This is a genomic window from Kistimonas asteriae, from assembly GCF_018263925.1.
In the GTDB taxonomy this organism is placed as follows: Bacteria; Pseudomonadota; Gammaproteobacteria; order Pseudomonadales; family Endozoicomonadaceae; genus Kistimonas; species Kistimonas asteriae.
Genome location: NZ_JAEVHF010000006.1, coordinates 80,631 through 96,530 on the forward strand (window position 1 = coordinate 80,631; position 15,900 = coordinate 96,530).

A 15,900-nucleotide genomic window follows, 5' to 3' on the forward strand; every position below is an offset into this window, starting at 1 on the left:
CATAAACAGTATACGGGCACTTAATAGAACATCTGTCTAATAACAAAAAAAACTGCTTACGATAAAATCTAAGCAAGTCAGACAAAAATAAATTTTTATTCATAAATCATATAACTTATAAAATGAGGACGAACAATGAAAATCAGGACCCCTCCCATCATTGGAAAAAACGTAAAGGAAACCGAACGGCCAGATTTTAATTTTAACAAAGGAAAAATAATCAGCTCAAAAGGCAGATGGAAATCGCCAACAGGAACTAAGCGTGACATTTCAACCTTTTTTCACAAAAAGTTGCTTCCGAAACAGCATCGCGTAGACACCTTAGACAAGAAGAGAGAGCTTTGTGACGATTTTTCCATTAAAGTTCTAGGCGTTGCTTCGCCAGATAAACCCAAAGAGATTGCCGAAGAACTGGACTCAAAAACATCCATGAGTGGTGATGGCGACTTCCAACTTGACCCCCTTGAAAATCCAATTATTGAAAGGCTTCTTTCTCCAAGTGAACAATTGGTAGAAGAGTTAGAAACAGCCCATGATGAGTTAAATAAATTTAAAGGGCAACGATTAGATGATACTGATTTCACACTGGTAGACACCATCACGTTTCAGGACAATATACAACGAAACCTGCACTTCAGAGTTCTGGAAGAAACCATTCATCACGTCAAAAGCCCAAAAAGCCTGAAGTATATTTTAGATACTATGAATAGCAAGGTAATGAATCATTGCCTGACTAAAAATCAGCGATCACAGCTCAAGCAAGCACTACAAGACAGGATGGCTGATTTATACCAACCGACACTCACTACACTGCTGGACCAGCAGACAACGGTATCAGGCAATAACCACGAACGAATAGCGGCCTGGGAACAGTCTCTTGCTGGCATACACGATTTCGTTGTGGCAGTGAAAGCGATAAATCCAGATCTTCTGAACAAAAAAACAATACCTAACGCTAAAGCACAAGATAGAAGCCTCATAAGAAACCGCATGGAACATGGCTTGCAACAAGTCGTTGTTGAAATGGTCAACATGAATGTTGGGGTCGATAAATCACAACAGTGCGTTCAGCATGTCAATGCGCTCATGAAAACCTTCGTTGATCCGGTGGTGCATGCAACCTCAAAAGGTCCAACGAAACGCATGCAACAGGTTTGGAAAGGGCTTGAGCCTGGATATGACCAGCTTTCTCAAAAAGCCCTATCAGAACAAACCCTTTGTGAAACGTGCTGGACTCAAATGAAAGCTCTGGACAGTGTATCCGATACGCTGAAAGAGATGAGAGAAAAACGCAATCTGTCGACCCAGCCAGACTTTCCCAAGAAAAATAAGACTAAATGGCGTAAAGAAGCCGATAAGCTTGAAAAAAAGTGGAACAGTCAAATAGCTCAGCTTAGAGCGAATATCAGCACACTGGAAAGATCGGAATTACCGGCACTGAACAAATTTATTCTTGAGTTCCAAGAAACTTTCTCAACGCTACACCAAATGGGATCGGAAGCCATTCATATGAATAAAGAAAGAATGGCTGAGAGTTTGTTCCAGTTGGAACACAATGAACTCGCCACCCACATTGCATTCGACCCCAATAAACCGTTATTCATGCCTCCAAAAAGTATGGCTATGGATGCAGAAGATAATACACCACCACCTCGTCCACCCAAAATGCCTAAGCGATCTGCGCCTAAAAAACCAACAACACCGCCCCCAGCAATACCGGTGGCGGTTTCAACCAAACCTGTTATTACGCGCCCTGAACACACCGAGGAACGCGGTTCATATCCTGACACCAAAGCGGCGGCAGCCATGCAGCCCTCCTCACCTCCGCCGTCTACAGAGCAAGAGACCCAAAAAGCGCCGGTCACTGTAATGGATGAGTTAAAACAGCAGCAGGCTAGAACACATGAGGCGCCAAAGGCCAGCGAAACTATAGTGCCTCAAACAACGACACAGCCACCTGCGCCACCAATAACACCTGCACCTAAGGATCCAGCGGCGCCACCACCACCACCACCACCACCACCACCACCGCCGCCACCGCCGCCACCGCCACCAACGGATCAAGCGCAGGAGACAAAACAAAACACTGCGGCGCCACAGCAGGATCAACCGCAAGTGCCGAAACCAAACGTGGGGGCTGCAGCGTCAATGGATAGTGGTCTCCGTGATGCAATCCATAAATTTAAAAAAGAAGGGTTAAAACCGGTAGCTACGAAATCAGAGAAAAATCCCACACGCTCAGACAAGGATTCGGTATCTACAGAAAATGAGTCAGACCAAGATTCGGTATCTGCAGTAAATAATAGAGTGCATAACCGCCGACTAGACATTGCGACTGTTTTACATGAGAAATACGCAGATATTGACTGGTCACTCTCTGAAAAGGAGATTATTAAAGAGTTCGCAGATGAAATTAAGGACTATTACAAACTCGACGAAGCGGTTCTTAACGCCTATGCAAAACAGCTCTACGACCTTGGTGAGTTTGCAGATGATGAAGATGTTGAAGACATTATAAAACCATTACGCCAACCACCTTCTGCAACAGTATAAGTAATATATGCATTGGTATAGATTATTCTATACCAATGTTTTTTCTGTTTTTATGCTGACACAAGATGAAGATTAATCTCAGCTTTTATTAGGGTTTCATGACTGTAATCCGGCAAATGACTGTCTGTCACCACCAAGTCAAATTTTTCCAGCCCCATAATCCGATGAAATGAATAGCGGCCATACTTTTCGCTGTCAGCCACCAGAATCCGGGTACCCGCCCGTTCAAACATCTTGCGCTTCAGTTCTGCCCGATCTTCTGTCGGCGTCGTCACACCACGTTGCAGGTCCCATGACGTACAGCCAATAAACGCCAATTCAACATTCAAATCATCCAGGAAGTGCTGCACATTACCTCCCAGGCTCGACTGAGTTCGTTCATCCACCTGGCCACCAGCGATATGCACTTCAATGTTACGGTAGCGGCACAGAAACAACGCCTGGGCAAGGTCAGTCGTCACCACCCGAATGCGGCGATCCACCAGCTGGCGCGCAATTTCCATGCAGGTGGTACCGGCATCCAAAAGAATGGACTGACCATCAGACACCAGCGACGCCGCATAGCTGGCAATGGCGTGCTTTTCTTCCGGGCAACGGCTCTTGCTCTCTTCACTGTGCGGCTGCGTATTGATGAACTGACCGATCGTCGCACCGCCATGGGTACGGCGGATCATTCCCTGCTCTTCCAGCTTGCTCAGATCCCGTCGGATGGTCATGCTGGATACATCAAGAATACCTGCCAGTGTTTCCACATTGGCATATTCATGCTGACGGAGAAAACTGAGAATGCGCTCGCGTCGTTCAATCGCTAACAATGGACTACCTATTCGTTTGTCTTAAGACCTGAGTAACAAGACCGATCACGCCGGCTAAAACACTTTAGTCTACTCGCAATGTGCAGGCTTTCCTGTCCGTGAATGCCGAGCATTTACACAACATCAAACCCAATGATGTTCGAATTACGACAAAGGGTATGGTATCGATCATTGTCCCCATGGCAACCGTCTGTATGGAAACCCTGTAAACCGTTATCATCACGCCACTAGACGACTGAAATACAACCTCCCATGAAACTCTATCGCCCCCTCGCCCTCCTGCTCATCGTCAACCTGCTGTGCAACTACTGGTTGTTTATCTTTGCTTTTCGCTGGCAGCCACTCACAAGACTGTTTACCGAAGGACATTGGGACGGTGAAAGTGTAGGCGTCGCCATCGGATTAACGGCGCTGATCTGGTGGCTGGTAACAATTATCGGTCTGTGGCGTCAGTACCCCTGGGCTCTGCCTAATTTTGCGGCTTTCGCATCGGCTCTGGTCACATGCCTGTCTGTTTCAGTGATTCCCTTCATACCGTCGTTTTTTTCTGCCAAGGCCGGCAGTTTTGTCGCCATGACGCTTAATTTCGGCCTGGCCTGCCTGGCACTCGCAGTCTGGTGGAATGAAAAAACAGACACCAACACTTGATGCGACTGCTTCTCCCCAGGCCTGTGATACTCGAACAGTGTAAAGCGCATCACAGGCCTGACGGGCACTCACTAAGACGTGACAAGTTAACTATCTCCACGTAAATAACGTCATAAACAATATTCACTGTTCAAAGAAAGCATCCCGTCTTGACCTGACAGGCTCATGGTCTACTTTTGACTAACGGTTGTTTTTATAGCGAGGTGGGTTTATGGCAACGATTTGAATCGTCGATCATTACTGAAAAAGGGCAGTCTTAATGCCCGTGTTTCTCTTGATAAAGTCGCACAGAGAATTGTCAAAAATCAGAGAGTAATCTCAGGCCTTATTGGTATTCCCGTATGAGAGGGCTACCTGTTTTTATTTCCTAATCACACCACCCAAAAAGCTAAACAATGCTAAAGAACGTTGTTTCTGCTTGTCATTTCAAACGTCAAATCATGGCCTGAAGAGATTCCCAGAAACCTGCCATATCGGCAAAGGTCAGTCGCATGAAGTCCCCCGTTCTGTCACTTGCGCCCCTCGTTGCAGCGATCAATCTGCTGTCATTGTCTCCCGGCTCCGAAGCCTCTTCCGTTGATATCGAAACCAGCCTGATTCATGGTCGTCAGGCAGAAGAAGTTCTTGATGGCAGCCCCCTGCCGCCCAGTAATCCCCACAGAAAACTGAAGAATCGCGAACTTGAAGAGCAGCTGGAAAACCAGAAAGCTTCGACACTTTCAGTTCTGTCTGGTGCAACAGGATCCACCTGCTCTACATCAGAGATAGCCCGCCTGGATGGACAACGGCTTACAGAGACAATACGAAAAGCGGATCTGCAATGTATCAATGGGCTGTTCAGTGCAACAGGTTCCACCAGCAGGGATCTGTTCCATCAGAACAAAATGATCACGGTAGCCAATGCCGTTTATAGTTATGCCCAAAATTATCCGGGTAACAATTCACAGGGTATGGAACAGCTCTTCCTTTATCTGAGAGCTGGCTACTATGTGCAGTTTTACCAAAAAGACACGGTCGGTGCATACGACATTCAGCTGGATACGATTATTCAGTATGCACTGGATGCCTTCTTTGCCAATCCCAAAACATTCACAGTATCGGATGAAAACGGCAGTGTACTGGGTGAGGCTGTCACTCTCATTGACAGCTCCGTTCAAAATGCCCGTTATATCTCAATCGTTAAGCGACTGTTAACATCCTATGACCAGCGCTTTGAAGCCAGTAGAAACATGACGGCTGCTGTCAACAATGGTATGACCGTACTGTTCCGCGGCCATCAGGTGAAAGCCTTTGTTGAAGCAGTGGAACAGGATAACTCCCTGCTGGATGAACTGTACAACTTCTACAACACAAAGCAGCATCTGCTGGATACTGATAACGAATACCTGTTGACCAACGTCGTTCGCGAACTGGGACGCTTCCTGCAACACAAATCACTGCAACCCAAAGTTAGCGGACAGTTAAAAGCCATTGTGAGTCAACAGAAAGGATCGGAAAAAGGTCAACCACTCTGGTTAGTTGCCGCCGAGATGACCTCCTATTATGACAACAATAACTGTGACTATTATGGCGTCTGCAACTTTAAACAGGACGTTGAACGTACCGTTCTTCCCTTCCGGCATACCTGCAGCCAGACCCTGAAAATCCGGGCACAGAATATGTCCGTGCCACAGGCACAATGGGCCTGTGATCAACTCTCAGAACAGGAAGCGTTTTTCCACCGAAAACTCGTCACGAATCATCAGCCTGTGGCGAATGATCAGAATCAGGACCTGGAGCTGGTCATCTTTGACAGCACCCAGGATTACAAGATGTACGCGGGGCTGCTGTTCAACATCAGTACCGATAACGGCGGTATGTACCTTGAAGGTGATCCGACAAAAGCCGGGAACCAGGCACGTTTTGTCGCTTATGAAGCGGACTGGCAACGGCCTGAGTTCCACATCTGGAATCTGCGCCATGAGTATGTGCATTATCTGGATGGCAGGTTCAACATGGCCGGCGGCTTTGGTCGGTCGACGTCTGCCGATACAATCTGGTGGATCGAAGGACTGGGTGAATACATTTCACACCGCGACGAGTACCCGGAAGCTATAAACTATGCACGCCAAAAGAGCTATCCGTTAAGCACCATTTTCCGCAATACCTACAGCAGTGGTCAGACGCGCGTCTATCGCTGGGGCTATCTCGCGGTGCGTTTTATGTTTGAACGTCATCCGTCTGATGTCACGGAGATGTTATCCCTCGTTCGCAATGATCGTTACGATGACTATAAATCCTGGTTAAACCAGATCGGTAGCCAATATGACAACGAGTGGTATGACTGGCTGGCCTCTGTAAACAGTATAAAAAGTAACCTTCCTGACCATGGTCCGGCTGACGATGACGCCGTCATTGATAAGGGGGATGAAACCATCCCTGAAATACCAGAGCCAGACGATACAACCCCACCGGATACCGCCAGGCCGGGCGTTGATAAGGATGTTAAAAACCCCGTTTTACAGAATGGCGTCACAAAGGTCGGCCTGCATTCAGACAAAAACAAGTATTTCTACATTCTCGTACCGCATGGAGCCAAAAATCTCACCTTTACCGTGGATGGCCGAACCGGAAGCGGTGAGCTGGAGGTATTTGTACAGTCTGTTAAATGGCCGACAGAGAGCGTCTATGAGTATCGCGAGCAATGTGGACGGGATAAGAAAACCATCACCGTCAGTCCGCTAAAAACCAATGCCTATTATCACGTGATGATCAAAACCAAAACGCCGTTCAGCGGTATACAGCTGACAGCTACCTATAAATAACAGCTGAAAAACTCTCACCGAAAGACCGGGATAAGCGGCAAATACATTTTGCTGTTTCTCCCGGTGAATCCTTACAATGGCATCCGACGTATAGATTGGAATTAGCACAAGGGATTGCCCATGCCTTATGTCTTACCCGCAACCGTATTGGCTGTTGCACTGATCTCGCTGGCCTTATCCCCCAACGCCGGAAAAAACGACAGTTTCTTTCGGGGACACAACATCAACGGCCAGGCACCAGGGTTGTTGATGCTGGTTTTTTCCCAGGTCACCACCTGGATTTTTGCCCGATCGCTGATGAATGCCGCGATCCTGGGATATTACTATGGTCTCTGGGGCACACTGGCGTATGCCACGTATTACCTCTCCTTTCTGACCGGTGGACTGATCATTGACAGTCTGCGATTTCGCCATAACTGCAACAGTGTGCAGGATTTCCTGAGGCAACGCTTTGGTACGGTCGGGACACGCTGTTACAACCTGGTGATCGGTGTGCGGCTGATCAGCGAAGTCTTTGCCAATTTACTAGTATTCGGCCTGCTGTTTGGGGCGGCAGGTAGCCAGCAATACATTGGTGCCATTGCCGCCTTCTCATTATTAACACTGTTCTACGCAGGGCGCGGTGGATTACACGCCTCTCTTCGCACCGATGTCTTCCAGATGGGGCTTTTCCTCGCGGTGCTATTGACCCTGGTCGCCCTGATGCTGGGACACAGTGAGTTCTCGACGACAGATTTCCTGTTCAAGCCCTTCGAGTTCTCTGACCCGGGCGTGGTATTGATTGCTGTTGCCCTGCTTCAAGTCATTAGCTATCCCATGCATGACCCTGTGATGATGGATCGCGGTTTTATTGCCGATCGAAAAACGACACAGCGCAGTTTTCTCCATGCCAGCTGGATTAGCGTGTTCTGTATTATCCTGTTTGGTTTATTAGGCGTATTTGCCGGCGCCCATGCCCAGTCCGGTGAAGCCATGAATGCCGTCTTGACCCGGCTGTTGGGTGAAGTCCCCATGCTGCTGTTCAGCTTTGCCCTGGTAATCTCTGCCATGTCGACACTGGATTCGACGCTTTCCAGCGCAGCAAAGCTGATTGTCAGTGACATGAAGCTGGGCGTAGAGAGCGTAGCCAATGGTCGCAAAGTCATGGTGCTGTTCATGCTGGCAGGACTGGTCATGATCTACCTGGGTCCAAATGATCTGTTCAGTGCGGTCGCGGTCAGCGGTACCGCGTCCATGTACCTGACACCCGTTATCCTGTTCTCACTCTGGGGTGGACGCATTGATATACCGGTATGGAGTTACCTGGTCGCTTTTATCGTGGCATTAGCCGGCGCCGGGCTCTATTTCACAGAAACCGCCGGTTACCTGCACCTGATGGAACCTCTTTTTGGCACCGTACATAAATACAATAAGCTGCTGGTTATCTGTCTGGCCGTATTGGCGGTTGGCTGCGGTGCCTTTGCACTCGGTATGCAGTTATCGCGCAAGAAAATAGCAAACGTCGTTTATTCCGCAGGTGATGCATGATTCGCGATCTCGGTGAATTGAAAGGACCCGTTCTGCTATTTGGAGGCCCTTACAGCAATTTGCAGGCAACCCTAGCGATACGTCGTGAAGCAGAGCGACTGGGCATTCCTCCAGAACGAACCATATGTACCGGAGACGTTGTCGCTTACTTTGCCGATGTCGAGTCAACCATAGATATGGTTCGAAACTGGGACATTCATGTGCTGATGGGTAACTGTGAAGAATCCCTGGGATTTTCTGCTAACGACTGTGGTTGCGGGTTTAATGAAGGCACCACCTGCGACTTGCTGTCCCGACAGTGGTACGCCCATGCAGATCGCCAGATCAGTGAATCCAACCGGCTCTGGATGCAAACGCTACCCCGAACCCTTCGTTTCACTTGGTGCAACCTTACATTCACCGTCGTACACGGAACATTATCGTCCATTAATCAGTTTGTATTCCCATCAACGTCCGATGCCGTTAAACAGGCGGACATAAAACGTGCAGAAACGGACTGCATTATCGCTGGCCACTGTGGTTTGCCCTTTGCCCAGAAAACCGAAGCGGGTTATTGGTTGAATGCCGGTGTCATCGGCATGCCTGCCAACGATGGCACCCGTGATACCTGGTATGCCCTGCTTGACAGCGACAATGGTCAACCCGTGTTCCAGTTACAACGGCTGACTTACGACTGGCACGCTACCGTTGCCACCATGGTAGAACACGCTATGGATAATGGTTATGCGAAAGCACTGGCTACAGGTCTTTGGCCCAGCTTGGATGTTCTGCCAAACGTTGAACGTAAACAGCAAGGTATCCCACTCGCACCTCTTGCATGGGAAATCAGCGCCACAAAACAACTGGATTATTGATCGTCATCACAGGCATTAGATGCAATCTAATCATCTAATGCCAACGCTTCCATGCTCATTCAAGACATCAACTATTACTCACTAAACAAATAAGGAAACAAACGACGTTTTTCCTGATCGTCCAGTAATAACATTCTGGAAACATTCGTCTCTGGAATCCGTTCAGAATCAGGGTACTTACTCAGCACCTGTTCCAGCTGTTCTTCCCGAATAATATGCAGCAACGGGTAGGGGGACCGATTGGTTAAATTTTCGGCATCATCCGGATCACTGCCGGCAAAACAGTAGTCAGGATGAAAACTGGCCAGCTGGTATTGACCTTCCCAGCCACTTCGCTGAAGTTGGAAATTGGCCAGATCAAGAAACAGGGTATAGTCCATGAAATCGGACAATAAATGTGGAATCACCAGTAGCGTGGTTTCAATCTCAGTGGCCGGGGTCTTATCAATGAGTTCCAGTTCCTGCTGAAGAGCTTCCAACAGAACCTCTTCGCTATCGGTCTGGGTGACGGTAATGCGTATCCGTTTCTGACGGCGGGGCCTGGCTGCAAATGGGCACAGGTTTAAACCAATCACCACATCATCAAGCCACTGCTGTATACGCTCAACTTCCTGCACTCTGCTTATACCTCGCCTATGAGTTATACACACCTCTGAAGCAAATCATCACACAATATTGACGATACCTATGTCTTTCGGAGCCTGATTCCAAGCTTATATTAAAATCCCACTGTCGTACGTATAAATCTGTAGCCAAACCCCTTCAGAACCCGTCGTTCATCCCGTATCCTTTGCAACGATTACGGACAGTTACATATCCCTGCCCGCAAGAACATCAAAAAAGACAAACAAGGAGTACACCATGACTGTGCGCACTTTCGCACGTTCCGTGATTGGCTTGGCCGTTGCGGCGGCAATCAGTGGTACAGCGGTCGCTGAAGGCGTTGTGGATAAAGGCGTGACCTTTACCATTGGCGGTGCATATACCGATTTCGACAGCTATCGCGGCCTGGATAACAAGTGGGCGCCGGAACTGGGTATCGGCTACCGTTACAACGACCGTTTCAGCGTCGAAGGTATTTATTCCGAATTCAAGACTGATCAGAAAGGTGGCAACGATGCCCGCCTGAGAAATTACCGTCTTGATGCTTTCTACGATCTTCAGCCTTTCTCTGGCGGTGTGACACCTTACATCGTCGCCGGTATCGGTGAACTGCACGAGAACCTGCAGCACGCCAGCGACCGAGAAGACACCCGCATGAACATGGGTGTAGGTCTGCGCAAGGCCCTAACGCCGAACCTGTCTGTCCGTGGTGACCTGCGCGCCATCCGCAGCCTGGACTACAACCAGACGGAAGGCATGATGAATGTCGCCCTGACCTGGACCTTTGGCGAACCAGCGGCACAACCCGTTGAGGCCGTGGTTGAGGAAACCATCGTTGAAGAAACCGTTATCGCACCGCTGGATAGCGACAATGACGGCGTCCTGGATGCCGACGACCTCTGTCCGGGTACACCGGCAGGCGCCACTGTTGACGCTACCGGCTGTGTACCCCAGGAAGAGATTGACCTGCTGGTTGAGTTCGATTTCGATTCCGCCAACATTACCGATGGCGCAATGACCCGCATCGCTGAAATGGGTGAATTCCTGCAGCGTTATCCGGAAATCAGCATTCGTGTCGAAGGCCACACTGACGACAGTGGCCCTGCTGCCTACAACAAGTCTCTGTCTCAGCGTCGCGCCGATTCGGTTCGTACCGTGTTGCTTGAACAGTACGACATTGACGGCAGCCGCATTGAAGCCGTTGGTGTGGGTGAGGAAGATCCCATTGCCGACAACAGCACACTGGCTGGTCGTAAGCAGAACCGCCGCGTAGTCGCAGAAGTGCTCTAAACGGCATAAGCTGGTAATCCTAAAAAGGCTGGTTAGTACCAGCCTTTTTTATTGGAGAAAGCAAACCCGTACCAAATGAACCTGTTCAATATATAAAACAGCCGTTATGCTCACTCTTCACCCTTACTGAGCCACAGATAATAACCACAGGATGTTTCAGTATGAGTATTGCTATCAGCGACATTGTATTCTTTGATCAATCGACCGCTGAAAAAGAATCCTATCAGGCTGAAGAAGAGAAGCGAATTGACGGCAATCCGCTTCAGGCCGTCATCAATCATTACTCTGACAGCAGCAATCAGTTCCACGCCGGTCTCTGGGAATCTGAAACCGGCTGCTGGCATGTTCACTATACCGAACATGAGTTCTGCCAGATTCTGGAAGGTGTCTCCATTGTCCGCGATAAAAACGGCAACGAACGTACACTGAAAACAGGCGACAACTTTGTCATTCCCGCAGGCTTTGAGGGTGAATGGGAAGTGGTAGAACCCTGTCGCAAAATCTATGTTATTTTTGAGCCTACCGCCTAATCATCAGGCCTATGGTCGCACATGCGTTTAAACGACAAAGAATTGCTATCTTGTCTGGTAAACGGGATGAAACGAGCATTGTTCTGCAGTATCGCCGTCGTGGCAGCAAGTGCCATCGCCAGCCCTCCCGAATGGGAGGGGCTGTACACCTACGGCCATGAGGTGAACAGCTTTCATCCCTGTGGAAGCCGCCAGGAGTATTGGGTCAGCACCTCCCCTGCGATCAATCGCCAATTACGCGACTTTGTCACACAGCATACGTCAGAAATCTATCAGCCCGTTTATTTACGTTTGCGTGGACGGCTCAGCATGGAAAAAGGCGATGGTTTTGCAGCCGACTACGATGGCTTAATGAATATTCAGGACGTTATCACTTTCAGTGAATACGCCCCTGTGCATTGCATACCACAAGAATCACAATGATCTTTCACTGGGTGACCTATCGTACTGCGGTACTCTTAAGCCATAAGCGCAGGACTTATTCAATTATGCGATTAAGGCATTCACGAAATTTTTCTTCACTCGCCATTAGACCTACAACTAGACAGAGCGGCTTCAGCACAGACTGAAACGCCCTTGATAAGCTGCTCCAACGACATAAATGGCTCTTTACCTTGCAATGCCTGTTCGGGAAGTAAAGGGATATGTATGAAACCTGCCGGGATTGGGTTGGCACATAGTGAATGCATAATGCCATAGAACAAATGGTTACAGACAAATGTACCCGCACTGTTTGATACTGATGCGGGTATCCCGGCCTGCCTCATCGCTGCCACCATCCTCTTAATGGGTAACCTACTGAAATAGGCAGCAGGTCCACCGTCGACTACCGGCTGATCAGTGGGCTGATTACCCTCATTATCAACGAGTCGAAAATCATCAATATTAATCGCAACCCGCTCCGGCATAATTCCTGATCGCCCTGGAGCCAGACCCAACATGAGCACCGCATGTGGTTGATACTGTGATATAGCTGTATTCACAATCTCAATCGACTGTTTGTGGACTACCGGAACGGTAATCGTCTTAACGACACCACCTTGCGGTAACTCAGTCCCTTCAAGAACCTTTATGACTTCCAATGCAGGGTTCGTCGACATACCGCCAAAAGGCTCAAACCCACTGATTAAAACCTTTTTCATAGCTATCACCCCAATCACAGAAGGCATTGATTGAACAATCAGAATAACGTTCATCAGCAAAGGTAGTCCAACCAGTAAACCTGTTAAAAAGCGACCAGCCTTCAATGGGCTCACCGTAAATAACTAGCCGACTGAGATGCCTACGCCAATCAACATATAGCGTTATACAGGAATGGCATGCGCTTAGTGTGAAAACGGTCAATTTCTAACCACCCCCTGATTTGGTACATTGGTACACAACTAAAACTCTATGAGCACAGGGTTTTAGTGATAGGCGGAAAAAACCGTGATCACACATAGTGACAATAAAAACAAGAATTGCTGAAAAAGGAGTTTTACACCATGCACAACGCAGGACGTATGAGTAGAGGACGATTATGGCTATTTGCCATCGTCGTTTTATTGCAGGCCTCCCTCGCCCGAAGTTATGAACACATCATCCGCCTTGACGCTTCCGATGACCTCCAATACAAACTCCAAAGTGCCTTCATTGGCGCCAAGCCTGACACCTTGATTGAACTCCCTGCAGGTACCTTCAAGTTTGACGATGAAGTGGTGCTGGATGTCTCCCATGTCACCATCCGCGGCCAGGGTATGGACAAGACCATCCTCAGCTTCAAGGATCAGCCCGCCGGCGCCCAGGGCATGCTGGTTCTGGCTGATGCCTTTACGATTGAAGACCTGGCCATTGAAGATACCGCCGGTGACGGCCTGCGGATGGAAGGTGCCAACGGTATCACTGTACGCCGGGTGCGGGTTGAGTGGACCAATGGCGCCGATGAAGAAAATGGCGCTTATGGCCTCTATCCCGTGCTCAGCCAGAATGTGCTGATTGAGGACAGTGTGGTAAAAGGCGCGTCTGACGCTGGTATCTACGTCGGCCAGTCCCGCAACATCATCGTGCGCCGCAATATTGCTGAATACAATGTGGCGGGTATCGAGATTGAGAACAGCCTGTATGCTGACGTTTATCAGAATGTAGCCCGGTACAATACCGGTGGCATCCTGATCTTTGACCTGCCGGGCCTGTCACAGGCTGGCGCTTACAGCCGCGTTTACGATAACGATATCTACGAGAATAACACCGGCAACTTCGCACCGGCCGGTAACATCGTCGGCAGTGTCCCCGCCGGCACCGGTGTGATGGTGATGGCAACAGACCATGTTGAAATCTTCAACAACCGCATCACCAACAACCGAACGACAGGTGTCATCATAACCAGTTACGTGGCGATCTCTGTTATCAACAACCTGCCCATACCGGATGGCTATGATCCGTTTCCGGAATTTATCAATATCCATGACAACCGGATCAACCGTCCCAAAGTACCCTACTACGACGGCAGTGATGTAAACCTGCTGATCAACATTCTGCATATGAACAGCTTCAAGGTCGTGGGCGATACCATCATTGATGGCCTGTTTGCCTCCAGCCGTGAAGCCGCAGGCATCTGTTACCGGAAAAACTATAGGGACAAACTGAAAGTTATCCCGTCTGATTTCAGTAACCTGCAGCTGGCCAACGACAATAACTGGTACAACGACGCGCTCGGTATCCCTGGCGGTCCTGTCGACAAGAACAAAAGACCGTTTAACTGTCAGCAACTGGCTCTGGCTGACGTCGTACTGCAACCCTGGCCACCCGTGCCTGCAACCGGCGGCGACGGCTACACCGATGAAGAAATTGCCGCACGCTGTTCCGCAACCGGCACCGGCGTCAATTGGGCAGCTGCTGACGTTAACTGCCCGAACCTGTCTGATTACCGGCTGTTTGCAGATGTCAGTGATCCTACGGCCAACAGCAACGGCGGTTTTCCCTATGATATGACAACACCGCTGTTCTCGGATTATGCCAACAAATACCGTTTCATCTTCCTGCCACCGGGCACACAGGCACAGTATACCGAGACAGGTCCATTAACCTTCCCGGTGGGTACGATCATCACCAAGACTTTCGCGATTCCTGCTAACGTTGCGCAACCAGGTATCAACGAAAATGTGATCGAAACCCGCCTGCTGATTCGCCGTATAGACGGCTGGGAACGTCTGCCCTATATCTGGGAAAAAGACATGAGTAACGCCTATCTGGCACTGGGCGGTGGTCGTGAAATGGTCACGTTTGTGGATCTGGAAGGCGAAACGGTTACAGCATCGTACGGTGTTCCGAACGCCAACCAGTGCACCAGCTGTCATGGCAACAAGGGCCAGGATCTGCCCGTTGGCCCCAAGGCCCGGTTACTGAACAAGACCTATGCCTATGCTGAGCAACTGGGGCTTAATGGCAGCATGAATCAGTTGGATGTGATGGCATCACTGGGTCTGCTGGCAGGCTCACCGGGCTCTGCAGCGGCACCGAAGACACCGATCTGGAATGATCCCACCACCGGCAGCCTGGAAGCTCGAGCCAAAGCCTATCTGGATGTGAACTGTGCCCACTGCCACGGTGGCGGCGGACGCGCCTTCGGTACCGGCCTGCTGCTTAACGAGTTCCTGTCCGTAGACCGCACCTATGGCCTGTGCAAAAGTCCGGTGGCCGCAGGGCGGGGTTCCGGTGGCCTGAGCTACGATATCGCGCCGGGTGATCCCGATAATTCCATCCTGGTCTACCGGATGGCCTCTAACGATCCGGCAATCCGGATGCCGGAACTGGGCCGCAGCACCGTGCATAAGGAAGGGTTGGCGCTGGTGCGCGACTGGGTCAGCAGCCTGGATGGCGCCTGCGAGGCACCACAAGCCCAGGCGATGCTGACCGGGCACTGATAAGCCTTTCCACCTACCCTTCATACGACAGTGACAATGCTCCCGCATTGTCACTGTTATTCAGCCTTTTTCATTCGGTCATTACCTAGTGCACTGGAACCATCGTCTTTGCTAAGTTGGTATTGCCTGGGAATAACTGTAACCACGAGGCATGTACTGATCATGACCATGCATACTGACAACAATCGTCGTACCGAAGCTGTAAAAGCGGCCTGCATGGTTATATCTGGACTTTTCTTTACCATCGCTATCTGTGGCTTTTTCTTTTTTAGCCAGATCAGGCTGATGGTCTAAAACAACGACTGCCGGCCTGATCTGAAGCGCCGGCATGCAGAACTCCCACCTGAATTCTCTCAACCGGCCTCCAGACAGTC

At 49.6% G+C, this 15,900-nt stretch carries 13 protein-coding genes; 9 read left to right on the plus strand and 4 right to left on the minus strand.

Features of this window, described 5'->3' with window-relative positions; translation table 11 throughout:
• Positions 1-135 precede the first annotated feature (135 nt).
• Positions 136-2,553: a hypothetical protein gene (locus KHS78_RS08645; RefSeq protein ID WP_211827319.1), complete on the plus strand. Its 2,418-nt coding sequence runs from the start codon at positions 136-138 to the stop codon at positions 2,551-2,553.
• A gap of 50 nt (positions 2,554-2,603) precedes the next feature.
• Here the strand turns inward: KHS78_RS08645 and KHS78_RS08650 are convergent, their stop codons facing one another.
• The gene (locus KHS78_RS08650) at positions 2,604-3,368 is read right to left on the minus strand and encodes a DeoR/GlpR family DNA-binding transcription regulator (protein WP_211827321.1); all 765 of its coding nucleotides are present in this window, start codon (positions 3,366-3,368) and stop codon (positions 2,604-2,606) included.
• A 252-nt stretch (positions 3,369-3,620) separates the two neighbouring features.
• Between KHS78_RS08650 and KHS78_RS08655 the strand changes: the two genes are divergently transcribed.
• The 4 genes from KHS78_RS08655 (at position 3,621) to KHS78_RS08670 (ending at position 9,201) form a co-directional block, all read left to right on the plus strand.
• On the plus strand, positions 3,621-4,016 hold the full coding sequence (locus tag KHS78_RS08655) for a hypothetical protein (RefSeq protein ID WP_211827322.1): 396 nt from the start codon (positions 3,621-3,623) through the stop codon (positions 4,014-4,016).
• A 491-nt stretch (positions 4,017-4,507) separates the two neighbouring features.
• The gene (locus KHS78_RS08660; protein ID WP_211827325.1) at positions 4,508-6,820 is read left to right on the plus strand and encodes a collagenase; all 2,313 of its coding nucleotides are present in this window, start codon (positions 4,508-4,510) and stop codon (positions 6,818-6,820) included.
• Between the two features lie 120 nt (positions 6,821-6,940).
• The gene (locus KHS78_RS08665) at positions 6,941-8,347 is read left to right on the plus strand and encodes an SLC5/6 family protein (protein ID WP_211827326.1); all 1,407 of its coding nucleotides are present in this window, start codon (positions 6,941-6,943) and stop codon (positions 8,345-8,347) included.
• On the plus strand, positions 8,344-9,201 hold the full coding sequence (locus KHS78_RS08670; RefSeq protein ID WP_211827328.1) for a metallophosphoesterase family protein: 858 nt from the start codon (positions 8,344-8,346) through the stop codon (positions 9,199-9,201). Before KHS78_RS08665 ends, KHS78_RS08670 begins: the two co-directional genes overlap by 4 nt.
• 74 nt (positions 9,202-9,275) lie before the next feature.
• On the opposite strand, the gene KHS78_RS08675 is transcribed toward KHS78_RS08670, so the two are convergent.
• Complete coding sequence (locus KHS78_RS08675) at positions 9,276-9,818, minus strand: DUF1415 domain-containing protein (protein ID WP_343216892.1); 543 nt, start codon at positions 9,816-9,818, stop codon at positions 9,276-9,278.
• Between the two features lie 244 nt (positions 9,819-10,062).
• Here KHS78_RS08675 and KHS78_RS08680 point away from each other — a divergent pair, with 244 nt between their 5' ends.
• The 3 genes from KHS78_RS08680 (at position 10,063) to KHS78_RS08690 (ending at position 12,047) form a co-directional block, all read left to right on the plus strand.
• Positions 10,063-11,094: an OmpA family protein gene (locus KHS78_RS08680; RefSeq protein ID WP_211827335.1), complete on the plus strand. Its 1,032-nt coding sequence runs from the start codon at positions 10,063-10,065 to the stop codon at positions 11,092-11,094.
• Positions 11,095-11,255: 161 nt separating this feature from the next.
• Entirely contained in the window at positions 11,256-11,624 is a 369-nt protein-coding gene (locus tag KHS78_RS08685; RefSeq protein ID WP_211827337.1) for a cupin domain-containing protein, read from the plus strand.
• A gap of 21 nt (positions 11,625-11,645) precedes the next feature.
• Positions 11,646-12,047, plus strand: coding sequence for a hypothetical protein (locus KHS78_RS08690; protein WP_211827339.1), 402 nt, complete (start codon positions 11,646-11,648; stop codon positions 12,045-12,047).
• A gap of 95 nt (positions 12,048-12,142) precedes the next feature.
• On the opposite strand, the gene pcp is transcribed toward KHS78_RS08690, so the two are convergent.
• Positions 12,143-12,871: a pyroglutamyl-peptidase I gene (gene pcp, locus KHS78_RS08695; protein ID WP_246506249.1), complete on the minus strand. Its 729-nt coding sequence runs from the start codon at positions 12,869-12,871 to the stop codon at positions 12,143-12,145.
• A 237-nt stretch (positions 12,872-13,108) separates the two neighbouring features.
• Between pcp and KHS78_RS08700 the strand changes: the two genes are divergently transcribed.
• Positions 13,109-15,526 carry a parallel beta-helix domain-containing protein gene (locus KHS78_RS08700; protein ID WP_211827341.1) on the plus strand — a complete coding sequence of 806 codons (2,418 nt, stop codon included), beginning with the start codon at positions 13,109-13,111 and terminating at the stop codon, positions 15,524-15,526.
• A 111-nt stretch (positions 15,527-15,637) separates the two neighbouring features.
• Here the strand turns inward: KHS78_RS08700 and KHS78_RS08705 are convergent, their stop codons facing one another.
• Positions 15,638-15,856, minus strand: a complete 219-nt coding sequence (locus KHS78_RS08705) for a hypothetical protein (RefSeq protein WP_211827343.1) — start codon at positions 15,854-15,856, stop codon at positions 15,638-15,640.
• Positions 15,857-15,900 lie beyond the last annotated feature (44 nt).

Excerpts from the sequence above, each read along its gene's own strand:
- KHS78_RS08645 (WP_211827319.1), top strand. The coding sequence starts at position 136 with ATGAAAATCAGGACCCCTCCCATCATTGGAAAAAACGTAAAGGAAACC.
- KHS78_RS08655 (WP_211827322.1), top strand. The coding sequence starts at position 3,621 with ATGAAACTCTATCGCCCCCTCGCCCTCCTGCTCATCGTCAACCTGCTG.
- KHS78_RS08660 (WP_211827325.1), top strand. The coding sequence starts at position 4,508 with ATGAAGTCCCCCGTTCTGTCACTTGCGCCCCTCGTTGCAGCGATCAAT.
- KHS78_RS08665 (WP_211827326.1), top strand. The coding sequence starts at position 6,941 with ATGCCTTATGTCTTACCCGCAACCGTATTGGCTGTTGCACTGATCTCG.
- KHS78_RS08670 (WP_211827328.1), top strand. The coding sequence starts at position 8,344 with ATGATTCGCGATCTCGGTGAATTGAAAGGACCCGTTCTGCTATTTGGA.
- KHS78_RS08680 (WP_211827335.1), top strand. The coding sequence starts at position 10,063 with ATGACTGTGCGCACTTTCGCACGTTCCGTGATTGGCTTGGCCGTTGCG.
- KHS78_RS08685 (WP_211827337.1), top strand. The coding sequence starts at position 11,256 with ATGAGTATTGCTATCAGCGACATTGTATTCTTTGATCAATCGACCGCT.
- KHS78_RS08690 (WP_211827339.1), top strand. The coding sequence starts at position 11,646 with ATGCGTTTAAACGACAAAGAATTGCTATCTTGTCTGGTAAACGGGATG.
- KHS78_RS08700 (WP_211827341.1), top strand. The coding sequence starts at position 13,109 with ATGCACAACGCAGGACGTATGAGTAGAGGACGATTATGGCTATTTGCC.
- KHS78_RS08705 (WP_211827343.1), bottom strand. The coding sequence starts at position 15,856 with ATGCCGGCGCTTCAGATCAGGCCGGCAGTCGTTGTTTTAGACCATCAG.